The sequence below is a fragment of the Micromonospora sp. KLBMP9576 genome (genome assembly GCF_050941805.1).
GTDB lineage: Bacteria > Actinomycetota > Actinomycetes > Mycobacteriales > Micromonosporaceae > Micromonospora.
Map to the genome: position 1 here is coordinate 26,175 of NZ_CP194567.1, position 18,823 is coordinate 44,997.

The following is an 18,823-nucleotide window of genomic DNA, read 5'->3' on the forward strand; positions in this document are numbered from 1 at the left end:
GGGTCACGCGGGGGCGTGCTCGCGCAGCAGTGCGAGAAGTCCGTGACCGTCCTCGACCCGGGCGTCCGGCTCGACTCCCGGCAGCGCCGCTTCCGCGTCGGTGCGGGGCGACCGCATCAGGATGGCGGCACCGGCACCGGCCCGCCGGGCGCAGGCGATGTCGCGGTGCACGGTGTCGCCGACGAACCAGCAGTCGCCGATCGGCACCCCGATGGCCTGGGCCGCGAGGTGCGCCAGCGCCGGATTCGGTTTGCGGGGCCCGGCCTCGTCGCTGTAGAACTCGGCCCCGAACAGCCCGGAGAGCCCGGCGGCGGCGAGGAAGTCCCGGTGGGCGGCGCCGCAGAGCGTGTTGCTGACCACCGCCAGCGGCAGGCCGGCGTCGACGGCGTGCCGCAGGGCCTCGGGGATGCCAGGCCGCACCGCCCACCGCTCGCGCCAGGTCCACGCGTACGCCAGCGGGGTCGCCGCCCGTTCGACGGCGTCGCGGGCCGCGCGCGGCCAGGAGCCGGTCACGAAGTCGGCCCACACCCGGGCGTGCGGCAGCTCGACGGGCTCGCCCGTCCCGCTCACGTCGTCGCGCCACCGGGTGTACGCCCGCGCGCCGTCGCCGAGGTCCCGGGCGATCCGCTCGTCCGGCACCGCGCCGTCGACGAGCTCGGCCAGCCGCCGCACCAGCCCCGGCGGGGCCGGCGGTTGGGGCGGGGCGTCGGCCAGGACGCCGCCGAAGTCCAGCAGGAGAGCCCGAGGGGTACGAAGCATGCCGCCATCCTTGCGCACGGCCGCCCACCCCGGCAGGTTAGCGTCGGGGCGTGACCACCGGATCTCCACGCGTACTCCCGGCCGGCAGCGGCATCGCCGAGGCCGCCTCCGTCCTGCGTACCGGCGGGTTGGTGGCCTTCCCCACCGAGACCGTCTACGGGCTCGGCGCGAACGCGCTGGACGCGCTGGCCGCGGCCCGGATCTTCGCGGCGAAGGCGCGACCCGGCTTCGACCCCCTGATCACGCACCTCGCCGACGTGGCCGAGCTGGAGAAGCTGGTCGGGACGGTGCCGGCGGCGGTGGCGGCGTTGGCCGAACGGTTCTGGCCGGGGCCACTCACGTTGATCGTGGACCGGCCGGCGGCGATCCCGCCGATCGTCACCTCCGGGCTGGCGACGATGGCGGTGCGGGTGCCCGACAACGGGTACGCGCGGGCCCTGATCGCCGAGGCCGGGGTGCCGGTGGCGGCGCCGAGCGCGAACCGGTTCGGCCAGCTCAGTCCCACTCGGGCCGAGCACGTGGTGCGGGGCCTGGGCGCCGCCGTGGACGTGGTGCTCGACGGTGGGCCGACCCGGTGCGGGATCGAGTCGACGATCGTCGACGCCCGGGGGGCCCGGCCGGTGGTGTTGCGCCTCGGCGCGCTGCCGTTGGAGGCGCTGGAGGAGGCCGTCGGCCCGGTGTCCGTACGCCCGGGCAGTTCCGGGCAGCCGGTCGCGCCGGGCACGCTGGCGGCGCACTACGCCCCGCGTACGCCCCTGCGGCTGGTGGCGGGGGGCGAGCCGCCGGCAGCCGACGGGGTGCGGCGCGGCTACCTGGCCTTCCGGGGCCGGCCTGCGGGCGACTGGGCGGCCGTGGAGGTGCTCTCCGCCGCCGGTGACCTGACCGAGGCCGCGGCGCGGTTGTTCGACGCGCTGCACGAGCTGGACGCCACCGGGGTCGACGAGATCGTGGCCGAGCCGGTCCCCGAGGCCGGCGTCGGCCGGGCGATCAACGACCGGCTGCGCCGCGCCGCGGCCACCTGGCGCCCGGCGGGATGAGGCGGGCGTCGCCGCCGGGGCGCTCAGCCGGGCGGGGTGAGCGGGACGGTCTCGCCGCGGGCGACGGTGCGGATCCTCCCGGCCAGGCCGCGCCGCCGGGCCTCCGCGACGAAGTGGCTCAGCGGTGAGCGGAACACCGGATAGTCGTCGTAGTGGATTGGCACGGTGAGCTTCGGCCGGACCAGCTCGACCAGGTCGCTGCCCTGCCGCGCGTCCATGGTGAGCAGGATGCCGGCGATCCGGGTGCCGCCGAGGTGGATCAGCATCGCGTCGATGTCCGGGTACCGCTCGGGGATGTCGGCGAGCATCGGCCGGTTCAGCGTGTCGCCGGTGACGTAGAGGCGGAACCGGCGGCTGCCGTCGCGTTCCAGGTCGATCATCGTGCCCATCACGTCGGGCATCAGCAGGTCCAGCGCGCCCGGCCCGTGCCTGCCCGGCATCGAGGTCAGGCGCAGCGTCTCGCCGGGCCGGTGCAGCTCCCGGGAGTGCCAGGTGGGCAGCCCGTCGGCGGCCCGGAAGCCCCAGCGGCGCAGCTTGCGTCCGGCGGCGGGAGTGGTGACGATCGGCAGGTCCCGGTCGAGTTCCCGGCGGGCCACCCGGTCGAAGTGGTCGCCGTGCAGGTGGGACAGGACCACCGCGTCCAGCGCCGGAAGCTGGGCGATCCGCAGCGCCGGGTCGGTGCGCCGGCGCGACCAGAGCCCCTTGCCCAGGTACGCGCGCTGCCCCCGGTGCAGGAAGTTCGGGTCGGTCAGCAGGGTGAACCCGCCGATCCGCAGGACCGTCGTGGCGGTGCCGACGAACGTGACCTCCGGCTGTGCCGTCAACCTGACCACCTCCGCGGAAATCCCTACCCGTGATCGGTCGGGGCATGCCCGCCCGATCGGGGCAGGTGCTCCACCAGTCGGCTGAGCGCCCCGTTGGCGAAGGTCGCGCCGAGCGCGGAGCCCGTCGCGATGGTCCAGGCGACCGGGCCGAGGGGCGTACAGCCGAAGAACTGGCTCACCCCCGGCGTCTGGACGACCGCCACGAGCACCCCGGCCGACGCGGCGGTGGACGCCAGCACGCTGGGGCTGGTGCCGCCCGCCAGCACCGTCTGCCCGAGCTGGGTGCCGACCAGCGAGACGAGTGCCACGGTGCCGGCCCGCCGGCGCCGACCGGTGTAGCGGGCCAACGTCCAGCCGGCGGTGGCGCCCAGCGTGGTGGCGGCGGCGCGCAGCCCGATCTCCCGCGTCATCGTCTCGCCGAGCGAGGTGTCGGGGCCCTCCCGGAGCAGGTCGTCGGCGTGGTCCGCCGCCGGTGGCCGGACCGCGATCGCCAACGCCGGCGCCAGGTCGGTGAGCAGGTTGACGAGCAGCAGTTGCCGGCCCGTCAGCGCCGAACGGCCGGTCGCCGCGGCGGTCAGCACGCTGAACGCGATCTCGCCGAGGTTCCCCCCGACCAGGATGCTCAGCGCGTGGCGTACCGAGGACCACATCGCCCGGCCCTCGACGAGGGTGGCGATGATGGTCTCCAACCGGTCGTCGGTGACCACCAGGTCGGCCGCCGCGCGGGCCGCCGGGGTGCCCCGCCGGCCGAGGGCGATGCCCACGTCGGCGAGCCGGATCGCCGGGGCGTCGTTGGCGCCGTCGCCGGTCATCGCCACGGTACGCCCGCACTTCTGCAACGCCTGGATGATGCGCACCTTGTGCGCGGGGGTGCACCGGGCGACCACGTCGGTGGCGGCGAGCCGTGCCGCGATCGCCTCGTCGTCGAGCTGGTCGAGTTCCGCCGCGGTGACCACCCGCTGGTCCTCGTGGTCGCTGATGGTGGCGGCGATCGCCTCGGCGGTCGCCGGATGGTCACCGGTGATCATGATGGTGTGCACGCCGGCCTGACGGATCCGGCGCACGGCGGGCGCGGCGCTCTCGCGTACGCCGTCGGCGAGGGCGAGGAAGCCGACGAAGGTCAGGCCCCGCACCTGCTCGTCCGTGACGTCGGGGGCGTCGACCCGGCACTCGGCCACGGCGAGGATCCGGTGCCCCGCCCCGGCCCGGTCGGCGAGCAGGGCGTGCAGCCCGGCGCGTCCCGCGTCGTCGAGCGGCTCGTCGTGTCCCCCCGCAGTACGCCGGCGGGAGCAGCGGGGCAGCACGGACTCCGGCGCCCCCTTCACGCTGAGCAGCAGCCCGTCCACGGCCCGGCCGACGGTGGCGTGGTAGCCGCGCGACGGCTCGAACGGCAACCCGCCGACCGGCTCCCACCCTCGGGCGCCGGTCGGCTCCGTCACCCCGGCGGCCTGCGCGCCCGAGCGGACCGCCCGGTCGGTCTGCTGGGCCAGGTCGCCGGGCTCGGCGGTCGGGGTGGCGCGCAGCGCCACCGCCAGGATGGGCCGCAGGTCGTCGTCGAGCCGGTCGAGGGGGGTGTACCGGCCGTCGTCGCCGACCCCGGCGAGTTTCAGCTCCCCCTCGGTGAGGGTGCCGGTCTTGTCGAAGCAGAGCACGTCCACCCGGCCGAGCGCCTCGATGGTGCGTGGGTTGCGCACCAGCGCGCCGTGCTCCGCCAGCCGCCGCGCGGCGGCCAACTGCGCGGCGTTGACCAGGAACGGCAGCCCTTCGGGCACCGACGCGACCGCCAGGTTCGCGGCGGTCGCGGCGGTCTGCGCCAGCGGTACGCCCCGCAGCAGCCCCGCGCCCGCCACCGCCACCGCCGAGCCGGCGGCCAGCGGGATCGCCGCCCGGGTCAACCGGCCCAGCCGCGCCTCCACGCCGCTCGACGGCGGGGCCAGCCGGGCCATCGCCAGGCTCCGACCGGCCTCGGTGTCCGCGCCGGTGGCGACGACCACCGCCGTACCGTGGCCGGCGGCGACGGTGGTGCTCTCGTAGAGCATCGACCGCCGGTCGGCGACGGCGGCCGCGACGACGGGCCGGTCGGTCTTGGCGACCGGCAGCGACTCGCCGGTGAGCGAGGACTCGTCGGTCTCCAGGCCGGTGGACTCCAGCACCCGGCAGTCCGCCGGCACGGCGTCCCCCGGTTCGAGGAGCACGACGTCCCCGGGCACCAGGTCCTCGGCCGGCAGCACCCGGGTCGCGCCGTCCCGGCGTACCCGGGCGGTCACCGCCGAACGCGCCAGCAGCTCGGCCAGCGACCGTTCCGTGTTGTGCCGGTGCACGGCCCCGAGCAGCGCCGACCCGCCCACCACGCCGCCGACCAGGGCCGCGTCGACGAGCGAACCGAAGGTCGCGGAGAGCACCGCCCCGGCGGCCAGCACCGGGGTGAGCGGGTTGGCCAACTCGTCGACGAAGGCGGCGAGCAGCCCCGTCGCCCCCGAGGGCCCGGCGGTCGCGTCGCCCCGGCGGCGCTCGGCCTCGCCGGTGGTGAGCCCGTCCGGGCCGCTACCGAGCCGGTCGAGCACGGCCGGCGACGGCATCAGGTGCCAGGCGGTGACGGGCGGCGCGGGGCGGTCCGTCCGATCGGGCAGCCGGTGCGCCCGCAGGACGCCGTGGGCGAAGGCCAGCGCGGCGGCCCCGTTGACGGCCGTGACGGCGCGCCCCGGCAGCCGGGCCGGTGGCGCGGTGAGCGCGTTCAGCGCGCCGAGGCCGGTGCCGGCGACGGCCAGTCCGATGTTCTGCCGGGTCATCCGGCGGGCCACCCCGGCCGCCTCGACCAGCAGCGCCGCGACCCGCAGGTCGGCGCCGACCAGGAGGTGCGCGCCCCAGGGTGGCAGGTCCTCGGGGGCGGAGAGCCCCAGCCCGCAGTCGGCGGCGGCGAGCGCGGCGGGATCGCCGGAGACCACCATCACCACGGCCCCGTCGCGTTGCAGCGTGCGCACCGACTCGGCCAGCCGGTCGCGGCCGGGCAGGTGGGTGTCGGCGAAGCCGTGACGCCGCTCGTCGTCGCCGGCCACGACCAGTCGCAGGCCGGCCTGCCGGGCGGCCGCCGGCAGGGCGTCGACGCCCGGTGCCGGTTCCGGCTCGACCCGCACCACGGCGGTGAGGGTGTCGCCGTCCGCCAGGCCGAGCAGGCATCCGCCCGCGTCGCGCAGCCGCCGGCTGTCCACGGTGTCGACCGGCTCCTCGACGTCCAGCGCGGCCAGCGGCCCGAGTCGCCACCCGTCGGCGTGCCGCAGTTCCCGGGGCGCGGCCGGTTCGAAGAGGGCGAACGCGCGCTGCGCGACCTGCCCGGTGTCCGCGCCGCCCAGCGGCGCCAGGTCCGTCAGCACGCCCCGGTCGGAGCCGAGGACGGCGGCGTCCAGCACCAGGGTGTCGATCCGGTCGAGTTCGCGCAGCACGGCGCGGTCCATCGCGACGACGCCGCGCCGGGCGAGGATCCGGCCGAGTTCGGCGGCGTACCCCTCCCGGCCGCTGCCGGGGGCCTTCGGCAGCGTGGAGAGTCCCAACGCGGCGGCCCGCTTCGCGCCGACGACCGGGATCGTGGCGACTGCGGCGGCGCCCGCGTTGAGCATCCGGCTGACGTACTTCTCGACGGGGTCGGCTGGCTTCGGCCGGGGACGGTCAGCCTTCGGCACCCGCGCCACGGCCCGCTCCGGATGCCCGGTCAGCCGGTGCTCCGCCCCCGCCCAGGCGTGTGCCTGGGCCCGCGCCTCGCCCCACTGCACCACCCGCTGGGCACCGTCGAGCACCAGCCCGGCCCAGCTTCCCGTCAGGCCCAGCACGACCGCTTCGGCGAGCGGGAACAGCAGGTCGGCGCGGGGGTCGGCGCGCAGCCCCCGGTCCGCCAGCGCGCGCAGCTTCGGGTGCAGGTCGACCGCGACGAGCAGCCCCGCGACCTCCCCCGGCACGGGCGTGAGCGGCAGGATCCGGGTGGCGGCGGAAATGGTCAGGCCCAGGGCGTCGGAGGCCAGCGCGCCGAGGGTGCGTGGCGTGCGCGGCCCCTCCTCGGGCGGGTGCGGCGGCGGGATGTCCGGGTCCGGCTCGTGCGGGGAGGCGCGCTCGGCCCGGGCGACAGCCGCGACGAGGTCCCGCAGGGTCGGCTCCGGCGTACCGACGGCGACGACCACCCGGCCCGACGGAGCGTTGACCCGGGCCCACTGCACGCCGGGCATCCGCTCCAGCGTCGCCTCGACCTGCCGGGCGAGGACGTCGCCGCCGTCCTGGCAGACCCCGTGCACCTCGATGTGGTGCCGGCCGGGCCGGGACCAGACCTGCCGCCGGGCCAGCCCGGTGGCCCGGACCAGTCGGGCCGCGGCGGAGCCGACACCGCGCGACGCCTCCTCGACGACGCGCGGCACGTCGACCGGCGCACGGAGCCGGCCGGCGGCGCGGCCCAGCAGGGTCATCGAGGCGTACGACCGGACAGGCGCCGGTCGGGCCCTCCGCTACCGCTGTTCCCGCCGTACGACATCTCGCCTCCCACGTTCCGCTCCGGCGGCCTGGCTTCCCGACGGGCCGTCCGTTATGCCGTCCGGGGGGCGGAAGTTGGTCCGGTCCCGCTTGACTTCAATCCGGCTTGAGGTCCGAGGCTTGTCCCCATGCTGATCGAAGTGCCTCCTGCGGAAACGGGCCTCCTCGCGCCACGGCTGCGGGCGATGACAGTGGGTAGCGTCGCGCTGATCTCGTTGCTCGCCTTCGAGGCGCTGGCGGTGGGCACCGCGATGCCGACCGTCGCCCGCAGCCTGGACGGGCTGGCCCTCTACGGGATCGCCTTCGGCGGCCCGTTCGCCGCGAGCGTCCTCGCCATGGTCGTCTCGGGAATCTGGTGCGACTCACGGGGGCCACGGGTCCCGATGTGGCACGGGCTCGTCTGGTTCGTGCTGGGGCTGGCGATCGCCGGCGGCGCCACGAGCATGGGCGCCCTGGTCGTCGGCCGGATCGTGCAGGGCTTCGGGTCGGGTCTGTTGTCGGTGGCGCTGTACGTGATCGTCGGGCAGGCGTACCCGGAGGCGCTGCACCGGCGGATCTTCGCGGCGTTCGCCGCGGCGTGGGTCGTACCGTCGCTGGTCGGGCCGGTGCTCGCCGGCCTGGTCGTGGAACACCTCGGTTGGCGCTGGGTCTTCCTGGCGGTGCCGGTGGTGGCGGTCCCCGCGGTGCTGCTGATCCACCCCGGCCTGCGCGCGATCGGCGCGACCACGGTGAGCGCGCCGGCGGCCGGGGCGGTGGCCCGGATCGGCTGGGCCTGCGGGGCGGGGGTGAGCGCCGCACTGTTGCACATCGGGGGGCAGCAGCGCGGTGCCACCGCCGTCTGGCTGGTGGCCGCGGCGCTGGTCGGGCTGCTGGTCTGCGCTCCCCGGCTGCTGCCGGCCGGGTTCCTGCGCGCCGGCCGGGGCCTGCCCACGGTGGTCGGGCTGCGCGGTCTCGCCTCGGCCGCGTTCGTCGGCGCGGAGGTGGTGATCCCGCTGATGCTCTCCCGGGAACGCGGACTGTCGCCGACCGCCGCCGGACTGGTCCTGACCACCGGCGCGCTCGCCTGGTCGGCGGGCTCCTGGCTACAGGGGCGGATGCCCGTCCCGCGTTCCCGGGCCACGCTGCCGAGGGCGGGTCTGACCTGCATCGCCGCCGGCACGGCCGTGGTCACGCTCGCCGTCGCGCCGGCGGTGCCGCTCTGGGTGGGTGTGCTGGGCTGGGCCGGCGCGGGCCTCGGCATGGGGCTGCTCTACCCCTCGCTGTCGGTGCTCACGCTGGAGCTGTCGGCCCCCGGCGAGCAGGGGCGTAACAGCTCCTCGCTGCAACTGGGCGATTCGCTCTTCGCGGCGACCGTGCTGGCGCTCACCGGCTCGGTGCTCGCCGCCGGCGCGGCCCCGGGACCGGCCAGTTACGCCGGCACACTGGCGGTGGCGTGCGGGTTGGCCCTGCTGGGCGTCGTGCTGGCCGGCCGGGTGGTGCCCGCCGGGTCGGCACTGCGCGTCGGCTGACGACCGGCCCGCCCAGGCGGGCGACGCTGGCGGGTGGGGTGCCACCGCCTCGCGGCGCCTCCGGCGCGGCCGGCGTGATGTGCCGATTCGCCCGGGCGTCGACAGCCGGACCGGGAGGATGACGGGCGATGAACTTCCTGACCGTCCTGCCGATGGCCGTGGTGATGGTCGCCGGGACGCAACTGGTCGCGGCGGTCTTCCTCGCCTCGGCCGACCGGCCGCGCGCCGCGTCGCTGGGCTACCTGGCCGGGGCGGGAATGGTGGTCGCGGGCGGGGTAACGGCGAGCTGGCTGCTCGTCCGGGTCGTGAACATCAACGTCGGGGCCGACCCGGGCGGGCACCGGAGCCTCGGCCGCTGGATCGATGTGGCGGTGCTGGCGCTGTTGGCCGTCCTGGCGGTGGTCGTCCTCCTGCGCCGGCACACCACCGGCACCCCCGGGTGGATGAGCGGCCTCCAACGGGCCAGCCCGGGGTACGCGCTGCGGCTCGGCGTGCTGCTCTTCCTGGCGATGCCGACCGACGACCTCACCATGCTCGCCGTCGGGGCGAGCGCCGCCCGGCACGGCCTGCCCTGGTGGCACCTGCTGCCGTTCGTCGTACTCACCCTGACGTTGTTGGGCCTGCCTCTGCTGGCGTTGCTGCTGCTCGGCCGTCGTGCCGAGGCGGTGCTGCCCCGGTTGCGGGACTGGGCCCAGGGGCATTCGTGGGTGGTGAGCGAGCTCGTCATCGGGTTCTTCGTGCTGGTGACGGTGGTCGACCTGCTCCGGTGAGCCCGCCGTACGTGCCCGGCCGACACGTACGGGGGAACCGGCGCAAGATGAGCGGCCCGCGCGTTCATGTCCGGCCTACCGTGACGCCATGTTCGCCATGGTCACCACCGTCATCCTGTACGTCGCCGGGTTCGTCTTCCTCTACGGGGTGATCCGGCTCGCCGTCCGTCACGCCCTTGAGGAGATGGAGACGCGCCGGGTCCTGGTCGAGCGGGCGGAGGAGATGGCTGCCTCCCGGGACCGCGCGATGCTGCGCGACAACGGTTTCCTGACCGGCAACTGACCGGCGCGTCCCGCCCGCCCGGCGACCGGTCTCCGGGCGGGCGGAAGCTGCCGGTGCCGGGATCGGGTGGTGTGCCGAGCGGGCGGGCCGGGCCGCCGGGTGCGAGGATCGCAGGCGTGATGGGGACGCTGAAGACCGAACCGGCCCGCGACCGGCTCGACCTGCTCGCCGCGCCGGTCGCCGCCGCCGTCGGGCAGTGGCCCGCCGAGGCGCCGGTGGACGTCGACGAGGTGCTGGTGGCGCCGATCGATGCCGAGCTGGCCGACACGGCCGCCTTCTGCGCCGCGTACGAGGTGGGGCTGGGCGAGTCGGCCAACTGCGTGGTGGTGGCCGGCAAGCGCGACGGGGTCGTCCGGTACGCGGCCTGCGTGGTGCTCGCCACCACCCGCGTCGACGTCAACGGGGTGGCCCGCCGGGCACTCGACGTCCGCAAGGCGAGCTTCGCGCCGATGTCCGACGCGGTGGAGCTGACCGGCATGGAGTATGGCGGCATCACCCCGATCGGCCTGCCCGAGCAGTGGCCGATCCTGGTCGACGCGCGGGTGATCGCCACCCCGCATGTGATCATCGGGTCGGGCGTACGGCACAGCAAGATCGCGCTGCCCGGGCCGGCGCTCGGCGCGCTGCCCGGCGCGCGCGTGCTGGAGGGCCTGGCCAGGCCGGCCTGATCCAATCATCTGTGTCGATACCGTTGCACGTGAAACATCACGTCCGTCGATGCCGTCCGCCGGGTCGACGCCCGCCCGGCGGTGGTCCGGCGGCAGGCGTCGACGCCGGGTGCGGCGACTCAGTCGGTCCCGGCCTCGCGGCGGCCCACCTCGGCCAGGGCGGCGAGCAGCGTCTCCGGCTCCTGGGCGCCGGTGACCGCGTAGCGGCCGGCCAGCACGAAGGTGGGCACGCTGGTCACCCCGATCTCCCGGGCGGCGGCCAACTCCTCGGCTAGTTCCGCCACCCGCTCGTCCGAGTCGAGGAAGGCGCGCGCCTCCGCCGCGTCCAGACCCACCTCGCCGGCGAGCGCGGCGAGCGCGTCGCGGGAACCCACGTCGACGCCGTCGGTGAAGTAGGCGCGGTAGAGCACATCCACCGTCTCGGCCGCCCGGCCCCGGTCCTCGGCCCAGGAAACCAGGCGGTGCGCGTCGAAGGTGTTGGCCGCGACCGCGCGGTCGAAGTCGAGCTTGAGGCCGACGGCCGAGGCCACCTCGGTCACCTGCCCGAACATCTGCCGGACCTGGTCCGCCCCGCCGAAGCGTGCGGCCATCGCCTCGACCAGCGGGCGCGGCTGCGGCACCGGCGACGGGTCGAGCTGGAACGGCCGGTAGCGGACCGTCACCTCGCCGTCGTACGACTCCAGGGCCTGCTCCAGCCGGCGCTTGCCGATGTAGCACCAGGGGCACACGACGTCGGCGTAGATCTCGATCTCCATGCCCGTTGGCAACCCCCCGGTCAGCCGATCTGTTCCCGGACCTGCCGCTTGAGCCGGGCCAGGATGGCGGTGCCGCCGCGTATCCGCAACGGGCTGATCACGTGCGCCAGCCCCGTCCGCTGGTAGAGGTCGTCGGGCACGGCGAGCACGTCGTCCACGCTCGCCCCGGCCAGCCCCTCGGCGAGGATGCCGGCGAACGCGCGCGTGGTGGGCGCCTCCGGCGGGCAGTCGAAGAGGGTCTCCACCGTCCCGTCCGGGGTCACCCGGGCGCGCAGGAAGAACGCCGTCTGGCACTCCGGCACCTGCTCCATGCCCTCCCGGTCGGCGGCGTCGACGGGCAGTGGCGGGATGACGTCGGCGTATTCCAGCAGCATCTCCAGCACCACGTCGCGGGGCGCGGCGGCGAACTCGTCGACGATCTCGGACAGCCTGGCCGGCATGGATGACATGCCACCGAGGCTACCGCCGTGCGGGAGGGACCCTTCCGCGCCACCGGAAACGGCGGGAAGGCCCCTCCCGACGCCTCAGACCGTGGGAGCCTGCTCGCTGATCTCGCCCAGCGCGGAGTTGGGGTCGAGCTGCATGGCGAGGTCACCGAGGGAGACGATGCCGACCAGCTTGCGGTCGGTGTCGCAGACCAGGACCCGCCGGATGCCGCGCTCCCGCATCAGGGCCGCCGCCTCGGCCGCGGTCGAGTGCTGCTCGATCATCACGACCTCACGGGTGACGATCGAGCCGATCGTGGTGGTGGCCGGGTCGCTGCACTCGGCCACCGCCCGCACGACGATGTCCCGGTCGGTGAGCATGCCGGCGAGGGTGGCGCCGTCGGTGACCACCACGTCGCCGATGTCCGCCTCCTTCATCACCCGGGCAGCTTCGTCCAGGGTGGTCTCGGCGGGCAGGTAGATGACCTGCTTCGTCATCACGTCGCTGACCCGGTAACCGGTCATGAGAGCCTCCAGAACACATCAGGTCGATCAGACTGCGGTACCCCGTGACGCGTTCGCTACACCAGGTTTCCGAGCTCCCGGTGTACCCGCTCGACGAGCCGGTCCGCCACCGCGTCGACCGGCAGCTCGACGCGTTCGCCGGAGGCCCGGTCGCGCAGCTCCGCGTACCCGTCGGCGAGACGGCGGCCGACCACGACGATGCGCGGGATACCGACCAGCTCGGCGTCGGTGAACTTCACCCCGGCGGAGACGTGCGTCCGATCGTCGACGAGCACCCGCAGGCCGGCGGCGGCGAGCCGCCCGCCGAGCTCCAGCGCCGCGGCCACTTGCGGCCCCTTCCCGGCGGCCACCAGGTGTACGTCGCACGGCGCGACCGCCGCCGGCCAGAGCAGCCCCCGCTCGTCGTGGTGCTGTTCGGCGATGGCCGCGACGGCGCGGGACACCCCGATCCCGTAGCAGCCCATCGTCGGCCGGACGGGCTTGCCGGCGGGGCCGAGCACGTCGACGGCGAAGGCGTCGGTGTAGCGGCGACCGAGCTGGAAGATGTGCCCGATCTCGACGCCCCGCCGCATGGTCAGCTCGCCGCCGCCGCAGGCCGGGCAGGGGTCACCGGCGCGCACCTCGGCCGCCTCGATCGTGCCGTCGGGCACGAAGTCCCGGCCGCAGACCACCCCCGTCGCGTGCCGGCCCGGCTCGTTGGCGCCGGTCAGCCACGCGCTGCCCGGCGCCACCCGGGGGTCGACCAGGTAGCGGATGCCGAGCTTCGCCAGGACCTGCGGGCCGAGGTAGCCCCGGACCAGCTCGGGATGGGCGTCCCAGCCGTCGAAGATGTCCACGGTGGCCGGGGCGACCGCCGCACCGAGCCGCTTCAGGTCGACCTCGCGGTCGCCGGGCAGCCCGACCACCAGCGGCTCGGCCGCCGCCACGCCGGGGCGGCGCAGGGCGAGCACCACGTTCTTCAGGGTGTCGGCGGCCGTCCAGTCGTCCCGCCCGCCCAGGCGTCGGGCGTTGGCCAGCTCGACCAGGCTGGCGATGGTCGGGGTCTCGGGGGTGTCGTGCGTCTGGGCCGCCGGCTGCGGGTCCGGGTCGACGGCCGGTGGGGCGGGCGTGGTCACCGCCTCGGTGTTGGCCGCGTAGTCGCAGGCACCACAGCCGACGAAGGTGTCCTCGCCGACGGGCGTCGCCGCCAGGAACTCCTCCGACGCCGAACCACCCATCGCCCCGGACGTCGCGCGCACGATCGCGTGTGCCAACCCGAGCCGGTCGAAGATCCGGCGGTACGCGTCCCGGTGCCGCGCGTACGCCGCCGCGAGGCCCGCCTCGTCGAGGTCGAACGAGTAGGCGTCCTTCATCAGGAACTCGCGCCCGCGCAGCAGGCCGGCGCGGGGCCGGGCCTCGTCGCGGAACTTCGTCTGGATCCGGAAGAGCGTCACCGGGAAGTCCCGGTACGAGCTGAACATGTCCTTGACCAGCAGCGCGGCCAGCTCCTCGTGGGTGGGCGCGAGCAGGTGCTCCGCGCCGCGCCGGTCGGCCAGGGTGAAGATGTCGTCGCCGTACTCCGTCCACCGGCCGCTGGTGCGGTACGGCTCGGCCGGCAGCAGCGCCGGGAAGTGCACCTCCTGGTCGCCGATCGCCGCCATCTCCCGCCGGATGACCTCGGTGACCCGGTCCAGCACCAGCTTGCCCAGCGGCAGCCAGGTGTAGCCGCCCGGCGCGGCGCGACGGATGTAGCCGGCGCGCAGCAGGAGCCGGTGGCTCGGCACCTCCGCGTCGGCCGGGGCCTCGCGCAGGGTCCGGAGCAGCAGGGTCGACATGCGTAGCAGCATCGGCGCAGCGTACGGCGGGTACTGGCGGCCGGCGATCTGATTTTCCACGCGAGGCAGGAAACTGCCGTCCACGGCAACCCTGCCGCGTCACGATGACCTCTGGAGGGCGTCACGATGATGCACCGCCTGCCCCAGGGCGTTGCTGGCGTACGCGCCCTGAGCCGTCGCCCGGCTCCCCGGACCGACCCCTGTCGCCGGAGCCGTCGTGTCACGGGACACGACGGCTCCGGGTCGGATCAGCCTCCGAGGGCGTGGGAGAGGTGCCGGAACAGTCGTCCGGCACGGCTCGCGGACCGAGCAGGCGGCGCGGGCCCTGACCGGTCTCGCCGAGGTGGTCGTCGGCGTTGCGCAGGAGGCAGCGGTCGATGGAGAGGCAGCCGCACCCGATGCAGTCGGTCAGGTCGTCGCGCAGGTGCTGGAGCTGGGCGATGCGCTGGTCGAGTTCGGCCTGCCAGGTGACGGAGAGCAGGGCCCAGTCCTCCCGGGTCGGGGTACGCCCGTCCGGCAGACCGGCCAGCGCCTCGGCGACGAGCCGGAGCGGGATGCCGACCCGTTGGGCGACCCGGATGAAGGACACCCGCCGGATCACGTCGCGGGGGTAGCGGCGCTGTCCGCCGCTGGTGCGTCGACTGTGGATCAGCCCCTTGGTTTCGTAGAAGTGCAGGGCCGTGACGGCGACGCCGGTGCGGGCCGCGACCTGGCCGACGGTCAGCTCGGTGTGGTGGGGCGGGAGGCTCGCCATGTCGGCATGCTAACGGCTTGACCTCGACCATGGTCGAGGTTGAAGACTCGCATCATGGAGCCGACACGGATCGGAATCGTCGTGGGGTCGACGCGGCCCGGACGGCGGGGCAGGGCGGTGGCCGACTGGGTGCACCACCTCGCCCGCGAGCGACACCCCGGTGTCGCGTTCGGGATGCTCGACCTCGCCGACTTCAACCTGCCCCTGCTGGACGAGCCGGTCCCGGCGGCGTTCGGCGACTACCGCCACCCGCACACCCGAGCCTGGGCCGCCGCCGTCGAGCCGTGCGACGGGTTCGTCTTCGTCACCCCGGAGTACAACCACTCCACCTCGGCCGCCTGCAAGAACGCGATCGACTACCTGTGTGCCGAGTGGCACCACAAGGCGGCCGGCTTCGTCGGGTACGGCGTGACCGGGGGCTGGCGGGCCGTCGAGGCGCTACGCCTGGTGCTGGCGGAGGTCCGGGTCGCCGGAGTGCGTACCGCCGTCGGGCTGTCCCTGCCCACCGACTTCACCGGGGAACGCCCGACCCCCGCCGCGCACCAGGAACGCAGCCTGGCCGCGATGCTCGACGAACTACTCACCTGGGCGGTGGCCCTGGCCCCGGTCCGCCGTCCGACGCCGGAGGCCCCGGCCCTGCCGGTGACGGCGAATCCGGCCCGGCCGTCGGCGGCCGACGCCGCCCGGCGGCGGGCGGAACAGGCGACCCGCTCGTGACGGGCGTCGCCGCGGCCTCCGCCGCCCCCGTCGCCGGTCGCCGGGCGGCGACTGCCGTCCTGCTCGCCGGCTCCCTGCTGACCGTGCTCGCGGGCGCGGTGCTGACCCCGGTGGTCGAGCTGATCCGCGGCGAACTCCGGCTCACCGGCACCGCCGCCGGGCTCGTCCTCACCGCGCACGGACTCTCCCTCGCCCTCGCCGGCCCGCTGGTCGGCCGCGCCATCGACCGATGGGGGGTGCGCACCCCCCTGGCTCTCGGGCTGGTCCTGTACGGACTCGCCGGCGGCGCGGGTCTGGTCACCGACAGCTACCCCCTGCTGATCGCCACCCGCCTGCTGTTCGGCGTCGGCGCGGCGCTGGTCTTCGCGGGGACCACGCTCGGGCTGCTCGACCTCTACGCGGGGGTGGCCCGCGACCGGGCGATGGGCTGGCGGTCCACCGCGATCAGCCTCGGCGGGGTGCTCTTCCCGCTGCTCGGCGGCGTGTTGGGCGGGCTCTCCTGGCACGCCCCCTTCGGCGTCTACCTGGTCGGGGTGCCCCTGGGGCTGGTCACGCTCCGGGTGCTCCCGGCCCGTCGCGCCGCCGCCCGCGCCAGCGCGCCACCGGGCCGGTCGGGGTCGCTGTGGAACCTGCTCCGCCAGCACCCCCCACTCGTCGGGATCTACGGCCTCCAGGCGGTGACCAGCCTGCTGCTGTACGGGGTGCTGGTGTTCCTGCCGCAGCGGCTGGCCGAGGTCGGCATCACCGAGACGGCCGCCGTGGCGCTGTTCACGGCCGCCCCGTCGCTGGCCATGAGCGTCGTCGGTCTCGGCTATGCGCGGGCCCGGGCCCGCCTGGGGCAGGCGCGGCTGCTCGCGGTCACCCTCGCCGTCTTCGCGGTCGCGCTGGTCACCCTCGGGCTGACTGGTTCGCCGGCGCTGATGCTCGTCGCGCCGGCCGTGTTCGGAATCGGCATGGGGCTGGTCGTGCCGGCGCTGACCGTGCTGGTGGCCGAACACTCGCCGCCCGCCCGGCGCGGTCAGGCCACCGCGCTGCTGGCCAGCGCCACCTTCGCCGGCCTGTTCGTCTCGCCGCTGCTGCTCGGGTCGATCCAGGCGGCCACCTCGACGCGCGGCACGTTCCTGGCCGGGGCGGCGCTGGCCGGCGCCACCCTGGCGCTGCTCGCCGTTCGCCTGCGCGGCGGGCGGCGGTCGTCGGCGACCTGACCGGTCGACGCGGCCCGCGCCCGGGCCGACGGCCTGCCGGACCCGGTCGGGCGGAGCGGGGCGGGCCCGCGTTCCGCCCGACCGGGTCCGGCAGCCCTGCACGCCGCCGGACCAGGGCCTGCCCTCAGGACCCTTGGCCGGCGTGGACGGACTCCTCCAGCAGGGCGGCGAGCCGCTCCGCCACCGCCGGGGCGTGCAGGTGCAGCCGGGCCACGTTGACGCTGTCCGCGCCGACCACGGCGAGCAGCGCCTGGGCGCTGACGGCGTAGACGCTCAGGTAGCCGTCGGTGTTGCGGACCGTGGACTGCCGGAAGTCGCCCTGCCCCAGCCGGAGCCCGACCTGCCGGCCCAGCCCGTACGTGGTGGCGGCGAGCGCCGCCAGGTCGTGCGGATCGACGTCGGTCTGCAGGTTGTGGGTGATGAGCAGGCCGTCCACCCCGCCGAGGACGCAGCCGTGCACCCCGGGGATCTGCAGGCGCAACTCCGCTAGTTCCCGCCCGATCATCGGGTACGGCAGCGACGTGCTCCCGGCCAGCGACGGGGGTAGCCGGCGCGGTGGCGGCAGGGTGTCCATGCCGCGCGCCGTGCGGCGCGGAAGAGGCGTGCCGGAGTCGTCGGGCAGGCTCACAGTTCCAGGCTCTTCTCGATGGTGCGCAGCTGGTGACGTGCCATCGCCAGGTTGGCACCGCTCTTGCTGACCATCAGATAGAGGAAGAGTCCCTTGCCGGTGCGGCCGGTCAACGGGCGGATCAGGTGGTACTGGGCGCCGAGCGTGATGAGGATGTCCTCGATCTCGTCGTTGAGGTTGAGCATCTCGATGGTGCGCAGCTTGGCGCGGACGACGTCGGTGTTGCCGGCGGCGGCGACGCTCAGATCGATCTCCCCGTTGCCGCCGGCCAGGCCGAGTGTCATGCCGCTGTGGTAATCGACGAGCGCGACGCCGATCGCGCCGTCGATGCTCATTGCACTCTTCAGCGCCAGGTCAAGGTTCGACACAGTGTTTCTCCCCAGGACTGGCCCGAGTCACCCCTGCTCGGCAGAGTGTCACCTGACGGTGACATGTGATTCGGACCCGTGATGATGACTCGGTCGAGGCTCGCATATTGCAGGCCGCAATGCACCCCAACCGCCTCGTATGCGGCTGACCGGCATCTTGGATGCAGCCGGGACTGTCCCAGATGTGGGACGGTTCGACTGATGGTCCGCACCGCTTTCGCCTGATAGGCCGGTCGGCCGCGACCTGTTCCGCCTGCGCCCGGACGCCGGCCGGCACCGCGCGGCCGGTGCGAGCGGTTCGCCCGCGTCGGGGCCGGGACGCCGTCGGCGGGCCGAGCCGGGCCCCCTGATCCGGGTCGATGACCTCCGCCACGTTTGCCCGCGCGTGCCCCCGACGGGGTGCAGTCTGGTGAAGACTGTCCCGCGTCGGGAAGGCCCCTTCCTCTGCCGGAAGCGTTGCGCGGGCGCCCTTCCCCACGCCGGAGTCGGAGGGATGATCACGTGCGTTGGCGCAGTTACGTGGCGGTGGGGGACAGCTTCACCGAGGGCATGGACGACGCGTACCCGGACGGCAGCTACCGGGGCTGGGCCGACCTGGTGGCCACCAGGCTGGCCGCCGAGGCGGGGCCCGACTTCCGGTACGCGAACCTGGCCATCCGGGGCCGGCTCTTCCCGGGCGTGGTGGCCGAGCAGGTGCCCGCCGCGCTCGCCATGAAGCCCGACCTGATCAGTTTCGCCGCGGGTGGCAACGACGTGCTGCGCCGCACCTTCGACCCGGACGCGCTGGCCACCCGCTTCGACGACGTGGTGCGCAAGCTGCGCTCCGGGGGAGCCGACGTGGTCCTCTTCCGGTTCGCCGACGTGATGGCCCGGCTGCCCGGCCAGCGGCTCGTCGCCCCCCGTGTGCAGTGGCTCAACCGGGCCGTCGGCGAGACGGCCGAGCGGCACGGCGCGATCCTGGTCGACCTGTACGCCGACGACACATACCTCAACCCCATGCTCTGGAGCACCGACCGGCTGCACCTCTCGGAGGTCGGGCACCGGCGGGTCGCCGCGCAGGTGCTCGGCGCGCTGGGCGTCGGCTGCGAGGAGGAGTGGCTGATGGTGCCGGAGCACCCCGCGCCGACGCCCTGGCTGGCCGCCCGCGCCGCCGACCTGCGCTGGGCCGGGCAGCACCTGGCCCCGTGGATCAAACGGCGGCTCACCGGCCGCTCCTCCGGCGACACGGTCACCGCCAAGCGCCCGCTCCTCGGCCCGTTCACCGACTGACG

The 18,823-nt window shown here is 75.2% G+C and carries 18 protein-coding genes; 8 read left to right on the forward strand and 10 right to left on the reverse strand.

The features are described from left to right. Positions 1–3 precede the first annotated feature (3 nt). Positions 4–759 carry an HAD family hydrolase gene (locus tag ACQ452_RS00110; RefSeq protein ID WP_433388937.1) on the reverse strand — a complete coding sequence of 252 codons (756 nt, stop codon included), beginning with the start codon at positions 757–759 and terminating at the stop codon, positions 4–6. 50 nt (positions 760–809) lie between these two features. Here ACQ452_RS00110 and ACQ452_RS00115 point away from each other — a divergent pair, with 50 nt between their 5' ends. Next, positions 810–1,796: an L-threonylcarbamoyladenylate synthase gene (locus ACQ452_RS00115; RefSeq protein ID WP_433388939.1), complete on the forward strand. Its 987-nt coding sequence runs from the start codon at positions 810–812 to the stop codon at positions 1,794–1,796. Positions 1,797–1,819: 23 nt separating this feature from the next. Here the strand turns inward: ACQ452_RS00115 and ACQ452_RS00120 are convergent, their stop codons facing one another. Together ACQ452_RS00120 and ACQ452_RS00125 are read right to left on the reverse strand one after the other, a co-directional pair. Further along, positions 1,820–2,629, reverse strand: a complete 810-nt coding sequence (locus ACQ452_RS00120) for an MBL fold metallo-hydrolase (protein ID WP_433388941.1) — start codon at positions 2,627–2,629, stop codon at positions 1,820–1,822. A 14-nt stretch (positions 2,630–2,643) separates the two neighbouring features. Beyond that, positions 2,644–7,068 carry an HAD-IC family P-type ATPase gene (locus ACQ452_RS00125; RefSeq protein WP_433388943.1) on the reverse strand — a complete coding sequence of 1,475 codons (4,425 nt, stop codon included), beginning with the start codon at positions 7,066–7,068 and terminating at the stop codon, positions 2,644–2,646. A 249-nt stretch (positions 7,069–7,317) separates the two neighbouring features. Here ACQ452_RS00125 and ACQ452_RS00130 point away from each other — a divergent pair, with 249 nt between their 5' ends. The 4 genes from ACQ452_RS00130 to ACQ452_RS00145 all read left to right on the forward strand — a co-directional run bounded on the left by ACQ452_RS00130 (position 7,318) and on the right by ACQ452_RS00145 (position 10,361). Continuing rightward, positions 7,318–8,640: an MFS transporter gene (locus ACQ452_RS00130; RefSeq protein ID WP_433388945.1), complete on the forward strand. Its 1,323-nt coding sequence runs from the start codon at positions 7,318–7,320 to the stop codon at positions 8,638–8,640. Between the two features lie 128 nt (positions 8,641–8,768). Next, positions 8,769–9,410, forward strand: coding sequence for a GAP family protein (locus tag ACQ452_RS00135; protein ID WP_433388947.1), 642 nt, complete (start codon positions 8,769–8,771; stop codon positions 9,408–9,410). Positions 9,411–9,498: 88 nt separating this feature from the next. Next, positions 9,499–9,693 (forward strand): hypothetical protein, encoded by a 195-nt coding sequence (locus tag ACQ452_RS00140; protein ID WP_433388949.1) that lies wholly within the window; start codon positions 9,499–9,501, stop codon positions 9,691–9,693. A 119-nt stretch (positions 9,694–9,812) separates the two neighbouring features. After that, positions 9,813–10,361, forward strand: coding sequence for a YbaK/EbsC family protein (locus ACQ452_RS00145; protein ID WP_433394485.1), 549 nt, complete (start codon positions 9,813–9,815; stop codon positions 10,359–10,361). 119 nt (positions 10,362–10,480) lie between these two features. On the opposite strand, the gene ACQ452_RS00150 is transcribed toward ACQ452_RS00145, so the two are convergent. The 5 genes from ACQ452_RS00150 to soxR all read right to left on the reverse strand — a co-directional run bounded on the left by ACQ452_RS00150 (position 10,481) and on the right by soxR (position 14,634). Further along, positions 10,481–11,116, reverse strand: a complete 636-nt coding sequence (locus ACQ452_RS00150; protein ID WP_433388951.1) for a DsbA family oxidoreductase — start codon at positions 11,114–11,116, stop codon at positions 10,481–10,483. Between the two features lie 20 nt (positions 11,117–11,136). Next, on the reverse strand, positions 11,137–11,565 hold the full coding sequence (locus tag ACQ452_RS00155) for a SufE family protein (protein ID WP_433388953.1): 429 nt from the start codon (positions 11,563–11,565) through the stop codon (positions 11,137–11,139). Positions 11,566–11,640: 75 nt separating this feature from the next. After that, a complete protein-coding gene (locus tag ACQ452_RS00160) occupies positions 11,641–12,066 on the reverse strand; it encodes a CBS domain-containing protein (RefSeq protein WP_433388955.1) in 426 nt (141 codons plus the stop codon). Positions 12,067–12,122: 56 nt separating this feature from the next. After that, positions 12,123–13,892, reverse strand: coding sequence for a proline--tRNA ligase (locus ACQ452_RS00165; protein WP_433388957.1), 1,770 nt, complete (start codon positions 13,890–13,892; stop codon positions 12,123–12,125). A gap of 208 nt (positions 13,893–14,100) precedes the next feature. Continuing rightward, the gene (soxR, locus tag ACQ452_RS00170) at positions 14,101–14,634 is read right to left on the reverse strand and encodes a redox-sensitive transcriptional activator SoxR (RefSeq protein WP_433388959.1); all 534 of its coding nucleotides are present in this window, start codon (positions 14,632–14,634) and stop codon (positions 14,101–14,103) included. A 54-nt stretch (positions 14,635–14,688) separates the two neighbouring features. Here soxR and ACQ452_RS00175 point away from each other — a divergent pair, with 54 nt between their 5' ends. Together ACQ452_RS00175 and ACQ452_RS00180 are read left to right on the forward strand one after the other, a co-directional pair. Further along, a complete protein-coding gene (locus ACQ452_RS00175; RefSeq protein ID WP_433388961.1) occupies positions 14,689–15,351 on the forward strand; it encodes an NADPH-dependent FMN reductase in 663 nt (220 codons plus the stop codon). Then, positions 15,348–16,556, forward strand: a complete 1,209-nt coding sequence (locus ACQ452_RS00180; RefSeq protein WP_433388963.1) for an MFS transporter — start codon at positions 15,348–15,350, stop codon at positions 16,554–16,556. The genes ACQ452_RS00175 and ACQ452_RS00180 overlap by 4 nt, the downstream gene beginning before the upstream one ends. A gap of 124 nt (positions 16,557–16,680) precedes the next feature. On the opposite strand, the gene ACQ452_RS00185 is transcribed toward ACQ452_RS00180, so the two are convergent. Beyond that, the gene (locus tag ACQ452_RS00185; RefSeq protein WP_433388964.1) at positions 16,681–17,184 is read right to left on the reverse strand and encodes a roadblock/LC7 domain-containing protein; all 504 of its coding nucleotides are present in this window, start codon (positions 17,182–17,184) and stop codon (positions 16,681–16,683) included. After that, a complete protein-coding gene (locus ACQ452_RS00190) occupies positions 17,181–17,552 on the reverse strand; it encodes a hypothetical protein (RefSeq protein WP_433388966.1) in 372 nt (123 codons plus the stop codon). The genes ACQ452_RS00185 and ACQ452_RS00190 overlap by 4 nt, the downstream gene beginning before the upstream one ends. A 501-nt stretch (positions 17,553–18,053) precedes the next feature. Here ACQ452_RS00190 and ACQ452_RS00195 point away from each other — a divergent pair. After that, positions 18,054–18,821 (forward strand): SGNH/GDSL hydrolase family protein, encoded by a 768-nt coding sequence (locus ACQ452_RS00195; RefSeq protein ID WP_433388968.1) that lies wholly within the window; start codon positions 18,054–18,056, stop codon positions 18,819–18,821. Positions 18,822–18,823 lie beyond the last annotated feature (2 nt).

Bases quoted from the DNA above. Each gene is read 5' to 3' on its own strand.
- ACQ452_RS00155 (WP_433388953.1), bottom strand. From the start codon at position 11,565: ATGTCATCCATGCCGGCCAGGCTGTCCGAGATCGTCGACGAGTTCGCC.
- ACQ452_RS00110 (WP_433388937.1), bottom strand. From the start codon at position 759: ATGCTTCGTACCCCTCGGGCTCTCCTGCTGGACTTCGGCGGCGTCCTG.
- ACQ452_RS00150 (WP_433388951.1), bottom strand. From the start codon at position 11,116: ATGGAGATCGAGATCTACGCCGACGTCGTGTGCCCCTGGTGCTACATC.
- ACQ452_RS00175 (WP_433388961.1), top strand. From the start codon at position 14,689: ATGGAGCCGACACGGATCGGAATCGTCGTGGGGTCGACGCGGCCCGGA.
- ACQ452_RS00130 (WP_433388945.1), top strand. From the start codon at position 7,318: ATGACAGTGGGTAGCGTCGCGCTGATCTCGTTGCTCGCCTTCGAGGCG.
- ACQ452_RS00125 (WP_433388943.1), bottom strand. From the start codon at position 7,068: ATGACCCTGCTGGGCCGCGCCGCCGGCCGGCTCCGTGCGCCGGTCGAC.
- ACQ452_RS00165 (WP_433388957.1), bottom strand. From the start codon at position 13,892: ATGCTGCTACGCATGTCGACCCTGCTGCTCCGGACCCTGCGCGAGGCC.
- ACQ452_RS00140 (WP_433388949.1), top strand. From the start codon at position 9,499: ATGTTCGCCATGGTCACCACCGTCATCCTGTACGTCGCCGGGTTCGTC.
- ACQ452_RS00145 (WP_433394485.1), top strand. From the start codon at position 9,813: ATGGGGACGCTGAAGACCGAACCGGCCCGCGACCGGCTCGACCTGCTC.
- soxR (WP_433388959.1), bottom strand. From the start codon at position 14,634: ATGGCGAGCCTCCCGCCCCACCACACCGAGCTGACCGTCGGCCAGGTC.
- ACQ452_RS00160 (WP_433388955.1), bottom strand. From the start codon at position 12,066: ATGACCGGTTACCGGGTCAGCGACGTGATGACGAAGCAGGTCATCTAC.
- ACQ452_RS00135 (WP_433388947.1), top strand. From the start codon at position 8,769: ATGAACTTCCTGACCGTCCTGCCGATGGCCGTGGTGATGGTCGCCGGG.